A 20,580-nucleotide genomic window follows, 5' to 3' on the forward strand; every position below is an offset into this window, starting at 1 on the left:
CAGACTTTGCCGTTCGGATCGGCCACGACATAGGCGCCTTCGCCGGTGGTCGTCACATACGTTCCGTCTTCGTTATCGACCAGCGTCTCGCCCTTGTGATCGATCATCTCCATGCTGCTGACGTAGCTCACAGCGCCGGTGATGGACAGATCGCCGTAATCCCAGGTGAGTTGCAGACGACCGCGATCCGCGGGGGTGCCGCCGGCCGCGCTCAACACATAAGGTCCGTGCGTGCCGACGTATTCGAGTGTGCGACCGCCGGCATCGCGCTCGTAGTTCAGCACATGCGTCCACACGAGCGCTGCCGTCAGTGCGCCGGCGCCGCCAAGCTCGAACCGCTGGCGCAAGTCGAAGTCGAGGCCGTCGGTGACGGTTTCGTTGGCGTTGACGTACGGCGCCGAGATCGTGGCGAGATCGCCGAACTCGTCGTAATAGAGGGCCGAGTTCGGCAACAGACCCGGCCGCTGTGAGTTCGGCTCGCCGTTGGTGGGCAGATCGCCCACGACCAGCGCCTGATCCGCCGAGACGATTTCATTTTCGCGATCGATCCGATAGTAGTCGACGGACACACTCGTCCCGTCGAGCGGCTCGTACACGACGCCCAGTGTGTACGCCTTCGCTTCCTCGGGCTGCAGATCCGGATTGCCGATGGTGAGGATGCCGATGTTCGTGAAGCCGAACGATGCGCTGTTGCCGCTCTCGGCCGGACCTGGCGCGCGAAAGGCTTCTTGATACGTGCCGCGCAGGAGCAGTTGTGAGATCGGCTTCAAAGTCACGCCCAGCTTGGGCGTGGTCGAGGAACCGTAGTCATCGTAATGATCGTAGCGCAGGGCCGCGTTGAGCCCGAGCCAGGATGTCACCGGCGCATCGACTTCGGTATAACCCGCGTAGACCTTGCGCTCCTTCGAATATGCCGAGTAGCCGAGTCCGATGATGTCTCCGAGATCGGTGAAGGGCAGCGGCGGCGTATCGACTTCCTCGCGGCGCCACTCGCTGCCAAACGCCACGCCGAGCGCGCCACCCGGCAAGTCGAGCAGCGAGCCTGAAATGCGCGCGTCCATCATCATTACCGAGCTCGTCGCCTCGCGCTCGAGCGTGGGTGATATCGCGCCGAGCAGCGCCTTCGAGTTGAGCGATGGATCGATACGGAATTCGCCGGAGTCGATCGCCGCCTGCAGCACCGAATGACGCACGTAACCGGTGCGCGTGTCGGTCAGTTTGCTGTCGATGTAACCGGCGCCGACGTCCCACTCCCACGCCTCGTTCAACTCGCCCCTGAGTCCCGCGATGCCGCGGAACACTTCGGATTCGGTCTCGCCATTGCGTCCGCCGAGAGCCGTCGTCAGAAGACTCAGCGTGCGATTCACGCCCGTCGGATTGTCGGGATGGTCCGCCGGCAGCACCGTGGTGTGGACGACCGGGCTGGCCGGATCCGCGGGGTTGTACACGCCGCCGTCGCTGACGGTGCCGGGGGTGCCGATGGCCGTCACGTGCGAGGTGAAATATCCAAGCTCGGCGTAGCCTTCGAGCGAATCGGTGAAGCTCAGGCTGCCTCGCGCGAGCGCATTCAGGCGCTCGACTTCCGGTGCGATCTGGACGTAGTCGATGGTATCGAACACGCACATGCCGGTCGCGCTCGAGGTCTCGGGGCACGGCAGCAGATTGATACGTTGCTCGAGGGTGCCGCCGGGAACGCGGACCGAGCCGTACGGCGTGCTGGCGGCGAACGACGGGATGCCGGGCGAGAAGTTGCCGCGGCCGGCCGCCGGAGCGCCGAGGCGATTGTCGAAAAAGCCGAAGCTGCGCAGATCGTGCGTGCCGAGGAAGCCGCCACGATCGCCTTGCGCGATCTCGCCTTCCCGCAGTCCCTCGACCGCCGCGTACGTGCTGTAACGATCGCCGGTGGAGCCGCCCATGACGGATAGCCGATAGCTTTCGCCGTCGCCTCGTTGCGTGATGCCGCTCTCGGCCGAGACGGCGACGCCGTCGAACTTCTCGCGCAGGATGATGTTCACGACGCCCGCCACGGCGTCAGACCCGTAAATCGCCGAGCCGCCGTCCTTCAGCACTTCGACGCGTTCGACGGCGTCGAACGGAATCGAGTTCAGGTCGACGAACGTGCGGACGCCGTCATCGGCGAGTCCATAGGTCGCCATGCGCCGGCCATTGACGAGCACCAGCGTTGAATTTACGCCCAGCCCGCGCAGGGAGATTGCGGCGGAGCCCGCGGCGAAGCCGCCCGTCGCCGCCGTTGGAATCGAGCCCTGGTTGTCCGCCTGAATCACGGTGCGGATCACATCGGCGATATTCGTCGCGCCGGTGCGCTCGATGTCCGCGCGATCTACGACCTGGACTGGCGAAGCCGTTTCGTCATTGACGCGCCGGATGCGCGAGCCGGTGACGACGATCTCCTGAATCGATGGGTCCTGCGCCTGTGCAGGTGTCGTGGTCGCAAAGCCTGCGCCGGCTAGCAACGCGCACTGAATAGCGAGTTTCAGCGAACGTGATGTTGTATCCATGCTGCTCCCCTTTTTTTGCGTGACCGATATCTAGGTCAGCGCAAACGGGGTGCGAATCGGCTCATACATTTTTCTGCCGCCGCGTGAGCCGATTTGCCGATGGTTTACGCTTACGCCCCTTGGACGAGGAGCCGCCGCGCCCCGTGCGCGCGTCCATGGCATAATTTCAATCGCTCGCTCCTGGCTGGATGCCCCGATGCCCAATTCCGCACTTGGCGTGACCCAATTGCTCGCGCATTGGCGCGGCGGCGACGCCGCCGCCCTCCCGCAGTTGATGACGCTGCTTTATCAGGAACTTCGCTCCATGGCGCATGACCACGTACGCCGTGAGCGACGCGATCACACGTTGCAGGGGACTGCGCTCGTGAACGAAGCATTCGTGCGACTGATCAACCTGGAATCGGTGAGCGTGAAAGACCGCGCACACTTCTTCGCCGTCGCATCCACGGTCATGCGCCGGATTCTGGTGGACTACGCACGCGCGCGTCTGAGCGCAAAGCGCGGCGGCGAAGCGCAACGGATTTCGAGCGATGCACTCGAAGACGCAAACGCCCACCGCCCGCACGAGGATGCGCAGCCTTCCTCAGTTGACGATGACGTGCCGCTCATCGACATGCGTGCAAGCGAGGAAATCAGTGCGCTGGACAATCTGCTGTCACGGCTGGCGACGCTCGATCAACGGCAGGCACAAGTTGTGGAAATGCGTTACTTCGGCGGGCTCACGGTAGAACAGACCGCGCAAGCGCTTGCCATCTCCGAAGCCACAGTCAAACGCGAGTGGGTAGCGGCGCGCGCGTGGCTGCGGCGCGAACTGGCGCGGACAGAACAATGACACCCGATCACTGGCGCCGAGTGAAAGCACTCCTGTGCGATGCGCTCGAGCAGGAGCCCCATTCGCGCGAAGCATGGCTTGAACAGGCCTGCGGCGATGATGAGGAGTTACGTTGTGAGGTGCGCTCGCTGATCGCCGCGCACGACGGACCGCCGAGCTTCATCGACTCACCCGCGATCGAACACGCCCCACTGGCGCCGCTGGTGCGACCGCAGTGGATCGGACGAACGGTCGGGCGCTATCGCATCCTCGAAGAAATTGGCCGCGGTGGTATGAGCGTGGTCTTCCGCGCGGCGCGTAGCGAAGAACAGTTCGAACATGAAGTCGCTATCAAGCTGCTCCATCCGAGCCACGATAACGACATTCTCATGCGTCGCTTTCGCGCGGAGCGCCAGATGCTCGCGCGCCTGAGTCACCCGAACATCGCGCATCTTCTCGACGGTGGGACAACCGAAGACGGCGTGCCATACCTCGTCATGGAGTACATCCGAGGCGAGCCTGTCGATGTGTATTGCAATCGCCGCCAACTCGATCTCACCGCGCGACTGCGGCTGTTTCACACGCTGTGCGACGCCGTGCATTACGTGCATCGCCATCTGATGGTTCACGGCGATCTGAAGTGCAGTAATGTACTGGTGAACGAGGACGGCGTCGTCAAGCTGCTCGACTTCGGCATCGCGCGCTTACTCGATCCCACCGACGGCTACGCGCACGCGCATACCACGCGTACGGTGGCGCTCACACCGGAATCCGCGAGTCCCGAGCAGATTCGCGGTGAACCGCTGACCACCGCAAGCGACGTTTATGCGCTCGGCGTGCTGCTGTATCGGTTGTTGACCGGCCAGCCCGTGTATCGACCGCTCTCCGACGCCTACTACGATGTGGCGCGCCTGATCTGCGAACGGGAGCCGCGCCGTCCGAGCATCGTCGTGCAGGACGTCGCAAATGCGCCCGCCACGACTGCACAGTTGCGCGGCGATCTCGACACCATCATTCTGAAGGCGCTGAACAAGGATCCCGAGCGTCGTTACGCCTCGGTGGAACAGCTGTCGCAGGATATCGCCTGGCATCTGGGCGGCTTTCCGGTCCTGGCCGCACCCGATAGCGTCCGCTACCGAGTGCGCAAATTCGTCGGGCGCAATCGCACGCTCGTAGCCGCCGCGGTCATGCTCGCTCTCTCCCTGATCGCAGGCATCGTCGCGACCGGCTGGCAGGCGCATCGCGCCGAGCGCGAGCGTCAGCGCGCCGAGCGTCACTTCGATGACGTACGCAGCCTGGCGCAGACATTCATGGTGGACGTGCACGATTCAATCACGTCGCTTCCCGGAACATTGCCCGCGCGTGAACGAATCATCGGTCATTCGCTGCGCTATCTCGACGCGCTCGCGCAGGAAAACACCAGCGATCCGCAAGTGCAACGAGATCTGGCGCGGGCCTACGAGCGCGTCGGCGACTTGCAGAGCGATTTCCTCGCCTCGAATCTACAGAACAACGAGACTGCGATCGCGAGCTATCGCAAGGCATGGGAGCTGCGCGCTGCTCTGTGGGAGCAGGGAGCGCGCGACCAAACGATGCTGCGCGAACGGCTGGTGGTGAGTCTCAAGCTCGCGCAGTACAGTCAGTCCAATCGGTTGATGGACGAGGCCGCACGCTATGCGTCCGAGGCGCTCGAGCTCGCCAGTGCGCTCACGCAGCGGGCCGACGCAACCGCAGATGATTCTCGCCTGCTAGGGACCGTACATGTCGTGCAAGGCGCGTTGCGCGCGATGAACGGTGAGCTCGATGAAGGCGTCGGCCAGATCAATCGTGGCGCGAGCATCCTCGAGCAGATTATTCGAGACGGCGATACCGGCATCAAAGTTCGCCGCAATCTCGCGGGCGCCTACAGCCGCAGCGCTGACCTGTTGACGCACATCGGCGGCCGGCATGAGCCCGCCTATGCACTGCACATGCGCTCGCTGGACATTTACGAATCGCTGGTACGCGACCATCCACTTGACGCCGAGTTACGCAAGGAAGCAGCGTACGTGCTGATGGATGCCGGCGAAGCGGCGGCGCATACAGGGCGCGCGGCGGAAGGTTTGCGCAGACGGCAAGAGGCCGTCGATCGTCTGCGAGCGCTGTCGGATGCGGATCCCGAGCGTGAAGAACTGCGCTTCACGCTGGGGTGGGCGCTGGGGGATCTCGCCGATTCGTTGAAGGATCACCGCCGCACCGCCGATGCGACCCGAAGTCTGGAGGAAGCGCAGTCGTTGCTCGGCGCTCTTTCGGGTGCGCGCGCCGATCGCCTCAACAACACCCAGTTCCTCATCGGTATGAACGACATGAAACTGGGCCAGCTGCTGATATCACAAGCCGATGGCGCGAGCGGCGCTTCGCGGAAAAAATTGCTGCTGGAGGCGTGTACGTTATTGCACAAAGCGGAGCAGGTGTTCATCGCTGCGAACAGCGATGCAGTACTCGCCGCCGAGGCCGCTCAACACCTGCGCTCGGTGCAAACGGCGGTGCCCAAATGCGCGAGCACGTCGAGCTAGCCGGGTGCCGCCTCGCTCTGTGCGGCCACGTCGAGCACGATGGTCTGACTGGCGCGCCACAGATGCCATGCAGCCCACAGGTGGCCAGGACAGAAGATAATCAGTGCATAGCGCAGCGATTCCTCGCCGGCCCAGGGCCGTAATGCATCGCTCAACGCGCCTGCAGCCAGCGGCCCCAAGCCCATCCCGACCAGATTCCCGATGAAATAGAGAAGCGCAAGCGACATTGCGCGCATGTGCGAGGGAACCAGTGTTTGAATGGTCGCGAGTATCGGCCCCTGGCACATGTTGCCGACGATCGTGCCGATCGCGAGCAACGCGAACGCGACATAGTGACTGGCGACGAGGTAGGCCGCTCCCACGAAAACGGTGTAGGCCGAGAACATGACGACGACGCCGATCAGCTGCAACTGTTCGTTGTTGGCGGCATAGCGGGCGCCCCACTCGCCGCCCAGCCAGGTACCCAGCAGCGCCCCAGCGCCGAAGACCAGCGCCAGCCAGGCGCCCGCTGCTCCGCTGTCGAGGCCGTGAATGCGGATAAAGAAGATTGCCTGCCAATGGAACAGCGCATAAGAACAGAAATACCAGACACAGATGAACAGGCACAGCTGTCGGAACGTGGAGTTGCCGAACAATGTTACAAACGCAGTCCGAAGGCTGGGCGCGGCTGCTTGTGACATCGGCGTCACCGATTGATCGCGACGTGAGCGCGGCTCCTGCAACGTCAGTGCGGCGAGCAAAGCGAGCGCAAGCCCGGGAACACCGATGAGAACCAGCGTCATGCGCCAGCCATAGGCCTCGTTCAACCATCCTGCCGCAAAGTAGCCCACCAACAGCGCGATGGGCAGACCGAGCATATAGATGGCGGAGGCGCGTGGCCGTTCGACTCGCGAAAAGGTGTCACCGAGCAGCGAATACGCCGGCGGCATGCAGCCGCCCTCCGCCGCCGCGACAGCGATGCGGATCAGGAGCAACTCTGTGTAGTTCCGCGCCATGCCGCTCAAGGCCACCGCCGCGCTCCAGATGGCCGCCGTCACCGAAATGATCAGCACCCGATTGCCTCGGTCGGCCCAGCGAGCGACGGGAATCCCCATGATCGAGTAGAACAGTGCGAACCCCAGGCCGCTGAGCAGACCGACCTGGGTATCGTTGAGATCGAGGCTCGACTGGACGTCCTGCATCACCACGCCGAGCACGACCCGATCGAGATAGTGCGAGGCCATGATGGCCATCAGCACGAACAGCAGATAACGCTTGTAGGCCGCCTGTTGCACGATGATTGCCCGCCGGTCGCCGCAGCTACAGCAGCGGCATCGCCGTCTTGATCTTGTGACTCCGGCACAGCGTTCGGGCAGCAGCGGCGATGCCCTCCGCCGTTGGATACATCAGACGCTCGAGATCCGGGCTGAAAGGCACCGGCACATCGGGCGCAGTCAGGCGCACGATGGGTCCTTTCAGAAATTCAAACGCGCTCTGTGCAACCGTAGCCGCCACTTCCGAAGCGACACTGCAAGTTCCCGGAGCAGGATCGACGACCAGCAGGCGGCCGGTTTTGGCCACCGATGCAATGACCGTCTGTCGATCCATCGGGACGACCGTGCGCAGGTCCACCACATCTGCGGAAATGCCCTCTTTGGCAAGCATCTCCGCGGCCTCCAACGATCGATGCACGGCCGCTGCCAGGGCGACAATGGTCAGGTCCGTGCCGCTGCGCTTCACTTCAGCCACGCCGAGCGGCACCGTGTAGTCGCCCTCGGGAACCTCGCCTGCCGTTCCAAGCAGCGACCAGTCATCGAAACACAAGACGGGATTGCGATCTCGAATCGCCGACTTCAACAAGCCTTTGGCGTCGAACGGCGTGGAGGGAATGATGATCTTCAGTCCCGGAATCTGCGCAAAGATGGCCCATGGACGGTCCGAGTGATGTGCGGCCGTCGCGATCCCATAAGAGACGGTCGCTCGCATCACCAACGGCACGCTCGCCTGACCGCCGAACATGTAGCGGCTCTTCGCCGCCTGGTTCGCGATCTGATCCATCGCCGAATATAGAAATGTCGAGAACGCGCCTTCGATCACCGGGCGCATCCCGGTCAAAGCCGCGCCGATGCCGGCCCCGAAGAAACCGGCTTCGGAGATCGGCGTGCTGCGAATCCGCTCCCGACCCAACTCCTCGACCACATCTTCATAAGGATAGCGCTGCACGTCTTCGCCCATCACGAAGACCCGAGGGTCGCTCCTGATCTCTTCGAGAATGGCCTGCCTGGCGGCTTCGGCGTATGTGATTCTGGGCACGCGTCGTTACTCCATTGAGCGTTTCAAGCGAAGACATCCTCGTACAGCGCTTCCGGCTGCGGCGGCGGACTTTCCAGCGCGAACTGCAACGCTGCGCTCACTTCTGTGCGCACTTCAGACTGCAAGCGCTCGAAGTCCGCCTCTGTCAGTTTTCCGTCCCGGCGCAGGCGCGCAGCGAAGATGTCGATCGGATCCCTCGCCCGCCACTGAGCGATCTCCGCTTCGCTCCGATAAGTTGGCGCCTTGAAAGCGTTCCCGAACTCTTGATGCTCGCAGTAGCGATAGGTTTTCGCTTCGACGAGCGTTGGACCCTCGCCCGCCCGCGCGCGAGCCACGGCAGTCGCCACGCAATCGTGAACCTGCCACGCGTCTTGTCCGTCGACCGTCACGCCGGGGATGTTGTAGGCGACAGCGCGTTGCGCGATATCGACGATGGGAGTCGTTTCATCCTGAGCCGTGAACAACGCATACGCATTGTTCTCACAAAGGAAAATCACCGGCAGCTTCCAGATCGCCGCCAGGTTCAATGCTTCGTGGAACGGCCCGCAGTTGGCGGCGCCATCGCCGAAGAAACAGAGGCAAACCTGATCGGTTCGTCGCAAGCGCGCACTCAACCCGGCGCCGACAGCAACAGGCATCAGCGAGCCGACGATTCCCGACTCGCCGAGACTGCCTGCGGAGAAGTCGGCCAGGTGCATCGAGCCGCCTTTGCCACGACACACACCCGTGCGCTTGCCGAAGAGCTCAGCCATCAGTGGCGCGAGCTGCACGCCTTTTCCTATCGGATGGCCATGCGAGCGGTGGTTGCCCGTCATGTAGTCGTCGTTACGCAGAGCCATGCAGGCGCCGACGATCTCGCCTTCCTGGCCGATGCAATTGTGCAACGGTCCGACCAGATTGCTTCTCTGCAGAGCGGCGCACTCTTCGAAGTGACGAATGCGAAGCATCCGACGCAGCATCTCTCGGAGCTGCACCTCGTCCAGTGGCTGTGCGGATCCAACTTTGCCTGTCATGCCCGTCTCCTGCTCGGCGGCAGCACGTCACCGCACTCCGCGATCTCGCTCAAGTCGCCGTCCCTCGTGAGCATGCTCTGCACACAGGTTCGAATCAGGTCACGGTCGAGTCGAGGCAGTTCGATGCCTGCCGTGCGCAGCTCTTGCAGCGTGCTCGAGCAATCCATCTGCACGCTCGCATGCTGTAAGCCCAACTGATATCGATCGAAGGCCGTCCTGTCCATGGAGAACGCAAATTCCACCAGCGGCACGACGGGCAGCGACCTCCCCTGGTGATGCAGCCGCTTGACTTCGCAGATCCAGTCGTAGAGCGGCAGCAGTTGCAACGACCTGTCGGCCAGGTCGCCGATGGCTTCATAGACTCCATCGGCCATCTCGCCGGACGGACAGATGTGAAATGTGCCGCTGTCATGGCGATGGCGAGTTGCCAGGAACACGATCGCCCGAGACACGAAGTCCACCGGGGTCGGCGACATCTCATATCGGTAGTCCGCGATGCCGCACCCCGCGAGCAGACTGCTCTTGAGCATTCGGTACTCTCGCTGCAGCTCATCGTAGCGACCGTGCTGCGCATCGCCCCAGACGAGCCCGAGCCGAAAGATATTGCACGGAACGCCGCGCTCACGCGCAGTCATGAATATCTTCTCGCTGACCCATTTGCTCGCCACATAGCCTTCCGAAGCGAGATGGTGCTCGTGATCGATCGGGCTCTGCTCATTCACACTGCGACCGGGTTCGTAGCCGCGGGGACTGAAGATGCTGATCGACGAGATGTAGTGAATAGGCTTGGTCTTGGCGCCGGTTGCCAGCCTGACGAGCTCCACTGCTGCGCCGACGCTGGCGGATTTCGCCATCTCATAGGTCTCGAGATGATTCATGCTCGTCGCGCAGTGATAGATCTCATCGACTGCGTCTTGCAGCATCAGGAATGTCTGCTCATCCATGCCGAGTCGCGACAGCCGCGCATCCCCGGCAATGACGACGACGCGCCGCTCGAAATCATCCCTCCACAGATCCCATCGGCTCAGCGTGGCTTTGAGCCGTGTTGCAGCGTCCTGTTGACTCGCCGCCCTCACCAGACAGTACAACGTTGCATCCGTGTCTCTCAGCAGCTGAGACAACAGGAATCGGCCGACGAAACCCGTCGCCCCGGTCAGCAAGATCGCATTCGTACGGGCTGAAACAGGAGCCGGCCCTGCGAGCAGCTGGGGCGGCAGCACGGCTTCGCGCGCAAGATCCACATACTCGACTGCGCTAGCAACACCCGCAATTCTCGCTGCGAGCTGGCGAATCGTGGGGCTCTGATAAACATCGGCCACTTTCAGCGTGGCGCCGAGCGCCTGGTTCATTTCAAACAAGGCTCTGAGCACCTGTAGCGAATGGCCGCCCAGATCGAAAAAGCTGTCATCGCGTCCGACTTGCTCGACCTGTAACAGTTGTCGCCAGATCGCTGCAAGCTGCTGCTCCGCCTCACCCTCGGGCGCCTCGTAGGGCCGCCTCGTGTATGCCGTCAGATCCGGTGCCGGCAAGACCTTCCTGTTCACCTTGCCACTGAGCGTCAATTGAAAGGCACCCATGCGAACGAATGCCATCGGCACCATGTAATCGGGCAGCTTCTGCCTCAGGTGTGTGCGCAGCTCCTCGACGCTGGGACCGGGCGAGAGCTTCGTCGCGAAGTAGGCAACCAGCCGCTTGTCACCCGGCACATCTTCGCGAACCACGACCACCCCCTCTTGCACTTGCGGGTGGAGCAGCAGCTGCGCTTCGATTTCCCCGAGCTCGATTCGATAACCGCGAATCTTCACCTGATCGTCGTTGCGGCCCAGATATTCGATGGTTCCATCCGCTCGCCACCGGCCGACATCGCCCGACTTGTACAGACGCATGCGCGGATCGCTTGCGAACGGATCGCGAATGAAGCGCGCCTGCGTCATTTCGGGTTTGTTGAGATACCCGCGAGCGACCCCCAGGCCGCCGACATAGAGCTCGCCTTTGACGCCGATGGGCACCGGGTGCCGGTGTTCATCGAGGATGTACACGCAGCGGTTGTCCATCGGACGCCCTATATGGGGCGCGGTGGTATCGCCATTCAGCCGCGCGACGATGCAATCGACGGTGCACTCCGTTGGCCCATACATGTTGTAGAACGTGATGTTGGCGCAGCGGGACAACTTGCCCCACAACTCGGTATCGATCGCCTCACCACCCACCAGCACCAGCTTGAGCGGACCCGCGTTGCCATCGAGCAGCCCCGCGGCAATCCACGATTTGAGCTGCGAGGGCGTGCAGTCGATCGCATCGATGCGGTGTTCCCGCAGATAGCTCAGCAGAATGGAGCCATCCATCCGGACGTCTTGCGGCACGACGTGCAGCGTCCGACCCGAGAGCAACTGCACGAGCTGCTGGACTGACGCGTCGAAGTTCAGCGATGCATTCAGACCCACGCGCTGGATGCCAGGACACGAGTCGTACAGACGTTCCAGACCGTGCCACAGGTTCACTACGCCGCTGTGCTCGATCGCCACGCCCTTGGGCTTGCCAGTGGACCCGGAGGTATAAATCACATACGCAAGGCCGTCGGCTCGAGGGCCGCCAATCGTGCCCGTGAGGTTTTCAACAGCCTGACGTTCGATCGCATTCGAAGCGTCGTCCAGTGCAATCAGCCGCGCGCCGGTCTGCGGCAGAATCGATTGCAGACTCCTTTGTGTCAGAACGACGCGAGGCGCGGCATCCTCGAGCATGGACGCGAGCCGCTCGGCCGGACTATGAGGGTCGAGCGGCACATACGCGCCCCCTGCCTTCAGAATGGCCAACAAGCCTACGATGATGTCCAGGCTCCGCTCGACGCACAGACCCACCACCTGCTCCGCATCGATACCCGCCTGATGTAAGAGTCGCGCGACCTGATTCGCCCTGCCGTTCAATTCCTCATATGTGAGCGCACGTCCCTCATAGACGACCGCGGGTATGTCGGGCCCACGCTCCACCTGCGCTTCGAACAGCTCATGAATCAGCTTGCCAGGCGCCTGCGGCCGTAGCGGCTCGTTGAAGCGCCGCAGGACCGTCTGTCGCTCCCGCTCATCGAGAATCGGAAGATCGCCAACACGGCTGTTCTCGCCCTCCGTCATTCCACGCAGCAACGTCCTGAAGCAGCCGAGCCACCGGAGCAATGTTTCTTTGTCGAACAGATCCGCATCGTATTGCACGCTGCCGGCGACATCCTTGCCACGCTCCTCCAGCGACAACAGCAAATCGAACTTGGCTGCTTCGTTGTCGATCTCGTGCAGCGTCGCGGCCAAACCCGGCCAGGTCCACTCCCGGGTCTGCACGCTGCGTACAGCGACCATCGTCTGGAAGATCGGATGCCGGTTCGCACTGCGCTCGGGTCGAATTGCTTCGACGAGTTGTTCGAACGGCATATCCTGATGATCGAAGGCGCCGACGGTTACGTCTTTGACGTGCCCGAGGAACTCGCTGAGTCGCGCATTGCCGCTCACGCCGAACCGCAGCACCAGGGTATTGACGAACAACCCCACCAGGCTTTCGAGCTCATCGCGCCGCCGATTTGCCGCCGGCGTGCCGATCAACAAATCGTCCTGACCGCTGAATCTGGACAACAGAATCGCCCATCCCGCAGACAAGATCATGAAAAGCGTCACGCCTTGGCGGCGCGCGAGCGCTTTGAGCTGAGCCGTCAGCGCTTCATCCAGCACCAGGTCGACACTCTGGCCACGGAAGCGACGAACGGCGGGCCGCGGCCGGTCGGTGGGAAGATCGAGCGAGAATGTGGCGCCCTCCAGCCGTGCCCGCCAATACTTCAATTGCCCGGCCGACACCTCGCTCGCATGCCATCTGCGCTGCCACCGGGCATAGTCGGCGTACTGGATGCGCAATGACGGCAACTGATTGCCGTGCCGGTATGCTCCATACAGCTGCGCGAATTCGCGCATCAGGATCTCTATCGACCATCCATCGGACACGATGTGATGCATCGTTATGAGCAGCACATGCTCCTGTGGCTGGACACGAAGCAGTCGGCCGCGAATCACAGGCCCATGACGCAGGTCGAAACGAGCTTGTGCTTCGTCGGACTTATGGCGCTCGATCTCGACCAGCCGCTGCTGCTCGCGGCGCTCACTCAGGTCGACAACCGAGAGCGCGAACTTCGCATGCGCGTGGATTTCCTGCGTCGGCTGCCCATCGACGTCGCGAAACACCGTGCGCAGCGGCTCATGCCGCTGCACCAGCTCATCCAGCGCCCACTGCAGTGCTGCGCGGTCCAGAGCGCCTCGAAACTCCATCGCTATCGCAATGTTGTAAGCCGAGCCGCCGCCTTCGAATTGATCGATGAACCAAAGGCTCTGCTGCGCCGACGACGCCGGAAAGCGGCTGGCTTCTCCGGACTCGCGCGGGGACGGTTCTATCGGCCGTTCGCTTCGCGCCTGCTTCGCCAGCAGCAACTGCAGAAGCTGCGCCTTGCTCGCCGACAACGATCCAGTTCGATCCTTCCGTAGATCAACGCTTCCTACCACGACGTGCCCTCCATGCGCAGTTCCTGCAACAGCTCCGCGACCCGACTCTCGGGCAGCGACGCGACGGTCTGCGCCAACCGATCCATGTCGGCGCCGTCCACAGCCAACCGATCCAGAGACTGCTGCTCGATCATCTCTTCCAGACGGGCCGACAGCTGCTGCAGGATTGGGTAGTCGAAAATCAGCTTGATAGGAATGTCGATCGACAGGCGCGAGCGAATGCGCGTCACGGCCTGCATCGCCAGAATCGAGTGCCCGCCCAGATCGAAGAAATTGTCGTGGCGACCGACGCGGCTCACACGCAGCAGATCCTTCCAGATTTCCGCCAGGGTCTGCTCCGATCCGCCGCTCGGAGGCTCGTACTGCTCATGCGCATCCGCCGAAATCTCCGGCGCCGGCAGATTGCGTCGATCCAATTTGCCGCTGGGCGTCAGCGGGAAGCGTTCCAGAACGACGAACGCACTTGGCACCATGTACGTGGGCAGCACGCCGTCGAGATGTGCCCGCAAGGTGTCGACTGTAGGAACGTCGCGATCGCGGGGCGTGACATAGGCGACCAGTTTCTTTGCACCCGTGACGTCTTCCCGCACGCAAACCGCCGCCTCCCTGACCTTCTCATGCAACGTGAGCTGCGCTTCGATCTCCCGCAGCTCGATGCGATAGCCGCGAATCTTCACTTGCTCATCGTTGCGGCCCAGATACTCGATCTGGCCATCGCCCAGCCATCGTCCCAAGTCGCCGGTTCGGTACATCCGTGCGCACGGTTCGTCATCGAATGGATCGGCCACGAAGCGCTCGCAAGAAAGCTTCTGGCGATTCAGATAGCCGCGCGCGAGATTCGCTCCAGCGATATAAATCTCGCCGATCGCGCCGAACGGCACCGGACGCCGACGGGCATCCAGAATGTATATCCGGGTATTGGCGATCGGCTTGCCGATGGACGGCAATGCCGGCCACGCCTGAGGCGAGCCCGACAGAGTGGCGCTGGTGACGACGTGCGTCTCGGTCGGCCCATAATGATTGTGCAAGCGGCAGCCTGAGATGCGCTCGAAGAAACCGACGATCTCCGGACTCACCCGCAGGCGCTCGCCAGCGGCAATCACATCCCGCAATTCTGCTGGCGCCACGCCGGTCGTCATCGCGTGATCGGCCAATGCCTGCAGCATCATCGGCGGCACGAACAGGCGCTCGATGCGCCGAGCTTGCAACAGTTCGATCATCGAACGTGGATCCTTGCGAACCGCTTCGTCGACCAGCACCAGCGTGCCTCCGCAGCAGAGTGTGGAGAACACTTCCTGAAACGCCACGTCGAAGCTCAGCGCCGCAAACTGCAGCACGCACGCACCCTCGCGCAGCGGCAACTCGTGTCGATGCCATTCGATGAGGTTGACCATCGACCGATGCGGCATTGCTGTGCCCTTCGGCCGGCCGGTCGAACCGGAGGTGTAGATCACATACAAAAGATTGGCCGACGACGACGCAACGTCCGAGAGACTCGTTTCCGAGGCTGCCAACTCCTCCAGCGGTTTCTCATCCAGCACCATGACGCGACTCGACGTCTCGGGCAGCTGAGATCGGAGTGCCTGCTGGGTCAGCACCAGGACGGGCCTGGCGTCCTCGAGCATGTATCTCACCCGGTCCGGCGGATAGCTCGGGTCGACCGGCAGGTAGGCTCCGCCGGCTTTGAGCACTCCCATCAATCCCACGATCATGTCGAGGCTGCGCTCGACGAACAGGCCGACCAGCCTGTCGGGCCCGACGCCCTGACTTTGCAAATATTTCGCGAGCAGATCGGATTTTCGATCGAGCTCTGCATACGTCAGCGACCGATCTCCATGCGCAACGGCCACCTGCGTCGGTGTTCTCGCCGCCTGCTCTACGTAAAGGCCATGAATCAGCTTCTGCTGCGGATACGGCGCCGCCGTTGCGTTGAGCGAGTGGATGACCTGATCGAGCTCAGTGTCTGGAACGATGTTCAGCGCCAGCGCCGGCACATGCGGCGAATCATCCAGCGCATCCATCATCGCCCGCAGCGATTGCTGCAGATACCCGATGAAGCGCTGAGCCGATGTGCGCTGGTCGGTGTACGCAGTGAGCACGAACGCCGGATCCAGATCGTCCACAGTCATCGTGATCGGGTAGTTGGTCCACGCGTCGGTCCTGGCGAGAATGCTGACACCGCGCGCATTGAACGCTTGAGTCACTTGACCGCGCGGATTGCGGCGATAGTTCAACAAGGCCGAGAAGAGCGGCCCCTGACCGTTCGTCCCGGCGCACCGCTGCACATCCGCGAGCGATGCCTGTGCATGCTGTAGCAACTCCGAAAGCTCTCGTTGCGTTTGCTCCAGGAAATCCTTGAGCGTCTCACCCTCCAATCGCAGTCTCAGTGGCAACGTATTGACCGACATCCCGACGCTGTGCTGGGATCGATCGCGCAGCGCTCGGTTTGCCAGCAGCACCGTCCCGAACACCACGTCGCTGCGCCCGCTGGTGTGCGCGACGACCAGCCCCCATGCCGCATGAAACAATCGAGCCGGAGTCAGCCCCAGACGCCTGGCCCACGAGCGAATCCGACTCGCCAGCCCGGCGTCGAGCACCTCGCAGGCTTCTTCGATCGTTGCTGCCTCGCCATGAGTATCCAGCAGTCCGAACGGCGCGGTTGGCTCATCGATGTCGGCCAGCTTACGGCGGAAGAAGGCATCCACGTCCTGTATTGAAACATCCCGCAATGATTGTTTTGCCGGATCGTCGAGAGCCATTGCCGCGGGCAGCTCATGATCGCGTCCTTCGAGGAAGAACCTGACTTCCTCCAGTATGGTGTTCAATGATTCGTGATCGCAGATCACATGATGGACGTGCAGGAGCGCGTACCACTTTTCGCTGCGCGGGTCGGCGACAGTCTGCAAGCTCATCGGCGGCGCGCTGCGGAGATCCAGCCGCTGAGCACCGGGCCTCATCTGCTCCTTCACCTGCTCCAGGACGCTGCGCGCAGGATCGACCCAGAGCGGCTCGACGTGCAGGCTGGCATGGCGGTGAACGACCTGGACGGGTTGCGGAACGTTCTCCCAGAGGATGGCCGTGCGCAGAATGTCGTGCCGGTCGATGACCTTCTGCAGCGCGCCGATCAACAGCTCGATCTGCTCGCGGGCACGCACCTCGAACAGGACCGAGAGCACGTAGGTGTCGCGAGTCTCGTCGAGCAGACGGTGAAACAGCATTCCCACCTGCAAGGACGAGAGCGGATAAACACCCTGTACGTTCTCTGCAGGAAACATTGCTGCGTCTTCTGGAAACGAGTCATGCGGATCCCCGGCTCGAATCTCATCGACCATCGCTCACCTCTCGCAAAAGCAATTCCGTTGTCAAAGCGCGGCGCGTCTGTTCTTAGTATTGAAGACTTCGATTACGGAGCAATCGCGCAACACGCGATCCCGCGTTCCCATCGCGTCTGGAAAGGCCGACGGATACCAAAATGAAACAACGGCAGACCGTGGACGCTCCGTGCTGGAGCATCCGGCAATCAAAGACCTACGACCGAAAGTGATGAGGGATTCGGGCAACTCGACGCTGCGCCGCGAGATCGATTTAGGGTCAAGCGTGCACGAATATGGCCCGTGCACAGATTTGGAGTTTTCGTTTACGGCCGGCCGACCCTGCCGGAATTACGCACTGAAATATTTCTGACTCAATCGATCACTGTCGCCGTTCGGCGGCACTGATATAAGTATCGACCCAAGTACGCAGCCATGCGAGCGAAGAAACATCGATCAACGGCTCGAGATCATTTTGTACGACGCGATGATAATCCGCCAGCCACTGGCGCTCGGCGCTGGACAGACGCCCGAAATCGACGAGCCGCGGATCGATGGGCAACCGCGAAATCGTTTCGAACTCGAGGAAATTCTCGAGGTGCGAAGGCACGACGATCAGATGACTCTCGATGCGAATGCCGAAATCTCCGGTCGCATAGTAGGCGGGCTCGTTGGTGACGATCATGCCGGGCTCGAGGGCGATCGCACTCGTTGGACCGGCTTCGCTGCCGAGCAGTGGGCCTTCATGGATGTTCAGGCAATTACCCACGCCGTGACCTGTGCTGTGACCGTAATCCATCCCCTCCCGCCATAGCGCTTCGCGCGTAATTGTGTCCAATCGATAAGCCAATGTACCCCGCGGTGCGCGCGTGGTCGCCAGTGCAATGTAACCTTTCAGCACCAGCGTATGGGCCAGCACATGTTTTGGCTCGGGCGGACCGAACGACAGCGTGATGGTGTTATCTGTCGTGCCGCCGGGATAGTGACCACCCGAGTCCATCCAGTAGACGGGATGATCGTTCAGCCTGCGGCTCGCTTCCCGACGGGGGACGTAGTGGGGTTGAGCGCCGCTCGGGCCGGAAGCCGACATCAACGGCATCGATGCACCCTTGTAGCTCGGATGCTCTTCGCGAAGTTTCTCCAGCATCTCCGCCGCCTCGAATTCCGTAACAGCGCGCTCGGGAACGGTGCGCGCCATCCACGCCATGAACCGTACGACGGCGGCGGAGTCCACGAGGTGAGCCCGGCGTGCGCCATCGAGCTCGACCTCATGCTTCACCCAACGACGACGCGAGACGGACGTTTCGTCCACTGGCGCTCTGCTCTCTTCGATGATGGTGACGAGTGCCGCTGGCGTACGGCGCAGATCCGCTCCAATCGTTCCCTCGCGCGCCGCGGCCTGCAGCTCTTCAGCCAACTTCTGCGGAGCGACGGTTGTGACACCGCTTCTTTCCTCGCCCATGACGCCGCCATCGAGCAACTCTTCGTTCACAAACCAGCGCACTGTACCGTCGTCGCTCAGCAGCGCCCTGCTGGGACACACAGGCACAATGTGCCATTCGCCCACGCCCGTCTTCACCGATTCATCCGACGCTCGGACATTGAGCAGCCAGGAAACATCTTCCGGATCCGCCACCAGCAATGTCTTCAGGCCAGACTGCCGTAAGCATTCAGCGAGCTCGAGGCGCTTCGCCCGGCAGCTGTCGCCGGCAAATGAGATGGGATAGTCGACGACGCGCGGTTCATGCGGCGCCGGACGGCCCTGCGTCCACAGCTCATCGATGGGATTCCTGCTCAGCATCTGCAACTCGAAGCCGACCTCGGCAGCCAGCTTCTGCCACTGCGTCAGCTCCGTCCATGAATGCAGAAAGGGGTCCAGACCGAGCCGCGCACCCGCCGGCAACGATTTCTCCAGCCAGGCCCGCATGGACGCCGGCTTCGAGGATTCGATCGCGATCGCCTCCTCCTTGGTATCCGACACCGCCTGCAATTGATAGCGACCGTCGAGAAACAACGCCGCTGTCTCCTGCAAGACGATGGCCGTCCCGGTCGATCCCCGAAAGCCCGTGAGCCACCGCAAACGCCGGTTGGCCGGTGGCGAGAACTCGCTGAGAAATTCGTCTGCGGTCGACGCCACCAATCCGGTAAGGGACGCGTCGCGCAGCCAGGCTTGCAATTTGCGAACGTTGCTCACGGTACCGTCCTCATTCCCTTGGACATGGGCATGTCAATCGCCGGCGCGCTATGAGAGACGTCTTCGACTTGCACGGCCGCGACATCATCCGCGACAGTCTTGCTCGCCATCCACAAATGCCAGGCACACCAGAAATATCCCGGGCAGAAGACCACGAGCGCGTACCTCAGCGAATCCGCGCCGAAAATCGGCTGGAACGCGTCGCTCAGAGCGCCGGCGGCCAGCGGCCCCAAGCCCATGCCGATGAGATTGCAAAAGAACAGCACGACCGCGATCGACACGGCTCGCATGCGTGGCGGCATCAGCGTCTGGGTCGCCGCGAAGATCGGACCGTTGGTCGCGGCGCCGCCGATGGCTGAAATGCCCAGGGCTGCAAACGCCAGGTACTTATCCGGCGAAAGATAGACCACTGCAGTCAGCACACCGAACAGCGCATACAACAGTGCGATGGCCACCATCTGCAGGCGCTCATTGTTCGCGGCATATCTCCAGGCGAGCTCCCCGCCCAGAAAGGTGCCGAGCAGCCCGCCGCCGCCGTAGACGATGGCCAGCCAGGTTCCCAGCTCACCGGTGCCCAGACCATGACTGCGGACGAAGAACGCCGGTTGCCATTGCATGATGCCGTAAGTGAAGAAATGCGACAGCGACAAGCACAGCAGGACATGCCGGAACGCAGCGTTTCCACGCATGGTGACAAATACTTCCCGCAAGCTCGGCTGGGTGTTCTTAGATCGTCGGCTCTCCGGGTTGATCGCGGCCGCCGCCAGCTTGTCTCGCCGCGGCTCTCGCAACGTCAGCACGGCCAGCAGCGCGAGCGCCAGCCCGGGCAAACCAACGATGACGAACGTGGTGCGCCACCCATACCACTCGTTCAGCCAGCCGCCGGCGAAATAGCCGGTCACCAATGCGACGGGCCAACCGAGGTTATATAAAGAGATGGCCCGCGGCCGCTCGGCCCGGGAAAAGTAATCGGAGATCAAGGAAAGCGCAGGCGGCTGGCATCCGGCCTCGCCGACTGCAACGCCGATGCGGATCAACATCAGTTGAATGAAGCTGCTGGCCGCTCCGCACATTGCAACGGCGACGCTCCATAGCGCGGCCGTGAAGGAAATGATCGTCACGCGATTGCCACGGTCGGCCCAACGGGCGATGGGCACACCCATCACGGCATAGAAGATCGCAAATGCAATGCCTGTGAAGAAACCCAGCTGGGTGTCGTTCAGCGCCAGGTCGACCTTGATGTCCTGGAGCACCACGCCCAGCACCAGCCGGTCCATGAAATTGAAGGCGAGAATGAGCAGCAGCAACGTCAGCAAATAGTTCTTGTAGCCGCTCTGTTGCATCGGATGTCCA

At 62.3% G+C, this 20,580-nt stretch carries 10 protein-coding genes; 2 read left to right on the top strand and 8 right to left on the bottom strand.

Annotation, left to right across the window (positions count from 1 at the left end; all coding sequences use genetic code 11):
• Positions 1 to 2,519: TonB-dependent receptor plug domain-containing protein (locus tag GYH35_RS28675; protein ID WP_161830224.1), on the bottom strand; the 2,519-nt coding region annotated here is incomplete at its 3' end.
• A gap of 196 nt (positions 2,520 to 2,715) precedes the next feature.
• Here GYH35_RS28675 and GYH35_RS28680 point away from each other — a divergent pair.
• Together GYH35_RS28680 and GYH35_RS28685 are read left to right on the top strand one after the other, a co-directional pair.
• Positions 2,716 to 3,351 (top strand): ECF-type sigma factor, encoded by a 636-nt coding sequence (locus tag GYH35_RS28680; protein WP_161830225.1) that lies wholly within the window; start codon positions 2,716 to 2,718, stop codon positions 3,349 to 3,351.
• A complete protein-coding gene (locus GYH35_RS28685) occupies positions 3,348 to 5,885 on the top strand; it encodes a serine/threonine protein kinase (RefSeq protein ID WP_161811438.1) in 2,538 nt (845 codons plus the stop codon). The genes GYH35_RS28680 and GYH35_RS28685 overlap by 4 nt, the downstream gene beginning before the upstream one ends.
• On the opposite strand, the gene GYH35_RS28690 is transcribed toward GYH35_RS28685, so the two are convergent.
• From GYH35_RS28690 to GYH35_RS28720, 7 genes are all read right to left on the bottom strand, one after another.
• Positions 5,882 to 7,159, bottom strand: coding sequence for a spinster family MFS transporter (locus tag GYH35_RS28690; protein ID WP_161811437.1), 1,278 nt, complete (start codon positions 7,157 to 7,159; stop codon positions 5,882 to 5,884). The genes GYH35_RS28685 and GYH35_RS28690 overlap by 4 nt on opposite strands.
• Before the next feature lie 25 nt (positions 7,160 to 7,184).
• A complete protein-coding gene (locus GYH35_RS28695; RefSeq protein ID WP_161811436.1) occupies positions 7,185 to 8,177 on the bottom strand; it encodes an alpha-ketoacid dehydrogenase subunit beta in 993 nt (330 codons plus the stop codon).
• Positions 8,178 to 8,200: 23 nt separating this feature from the next.
• The gene (locus GYH35_RS28700) at positions 8,201 to 9,190 is read right to left on the bottom strand and encodes a thiamine pyrophosphate-dependent dehydrogenase E1 component subunit alpha (protein WP_161811435.1); all 990 of its coding nucleotides are present in this window, start codon (positions 9,188 to 9,190) and stop codon (positions 8,201 to 8,203) included.
• On the bottom strand, positions 9,187 to 13,722 hold the full coding sequence (locus GYH35_RS28705) for a non-ribosomal peptide synthetase (RefSeq protein WP_161830226.1): 4,536 nt from the start codon (positions 13,720 to 13,722) through the stop codon (positions 9,187 to 9,189). Before GYH35_RS28705 ends, GYH35_RS28700 begins: the two co-directional genes overlap by 4 nt.
• Positions 13,716 to 16,997: a non-ribosomal peptide synthetase gene (locus GYH35_RS28710; protein WP_161830227.1), complete on the bottom strand. Its 3,282-nt coding sequence runs from the start codon at positions 16,995 to 16,997 to the stop codon at positions 13,716 to 13,718. Before GYH35_RS28710 ends, GYH35_RS28705 begins: the two co-directional genes overlap by 7 nt.
• A 418-nt stretch (positions 16,998 to 17,415) precedes the next feature.
• Positions 17,416 to 19,227, bottom strand: coding sequence for a M24 family metallopeptidase (locus GYH35_RS28715; RefSeq protein WP_161811432.1), 1,812 nt, complete (start codon positions 19,225 to 19,227; stop codon positions 17,416 to 17,418).
• Positions 19,224 to 20,570 carry a spinster family MFS transporter gene (locus GYH35_RS28720; protein WP_161811431.1) on the bottom strand — a complete coding sequence of 449 codons (1,347 nt, stop codon included), beginning with the start codon at positions 20,568 to 20,570 and terminating at the stop codon, positions 19,224 to 19,226. The genes GYH35_RS28715 and GYH35_RS28720 overlap by 4 nt, the downstream gene beginning before the upstream one ends.
• Between the last annotated feature and the right edge of the window lie 10 nt (positions 20,571 to 20,580).

This window comes from Steroidobacter agaridevorans, assembly GCF_009932555.1.
GTDB classification, from domain to species: Bacteria; Pseudomonadota; Gammaproteobacteria; order Steroidobacterales; family Steroidobacteraceae; genus Steroidobacter; species Steroidobacter agaridevorans.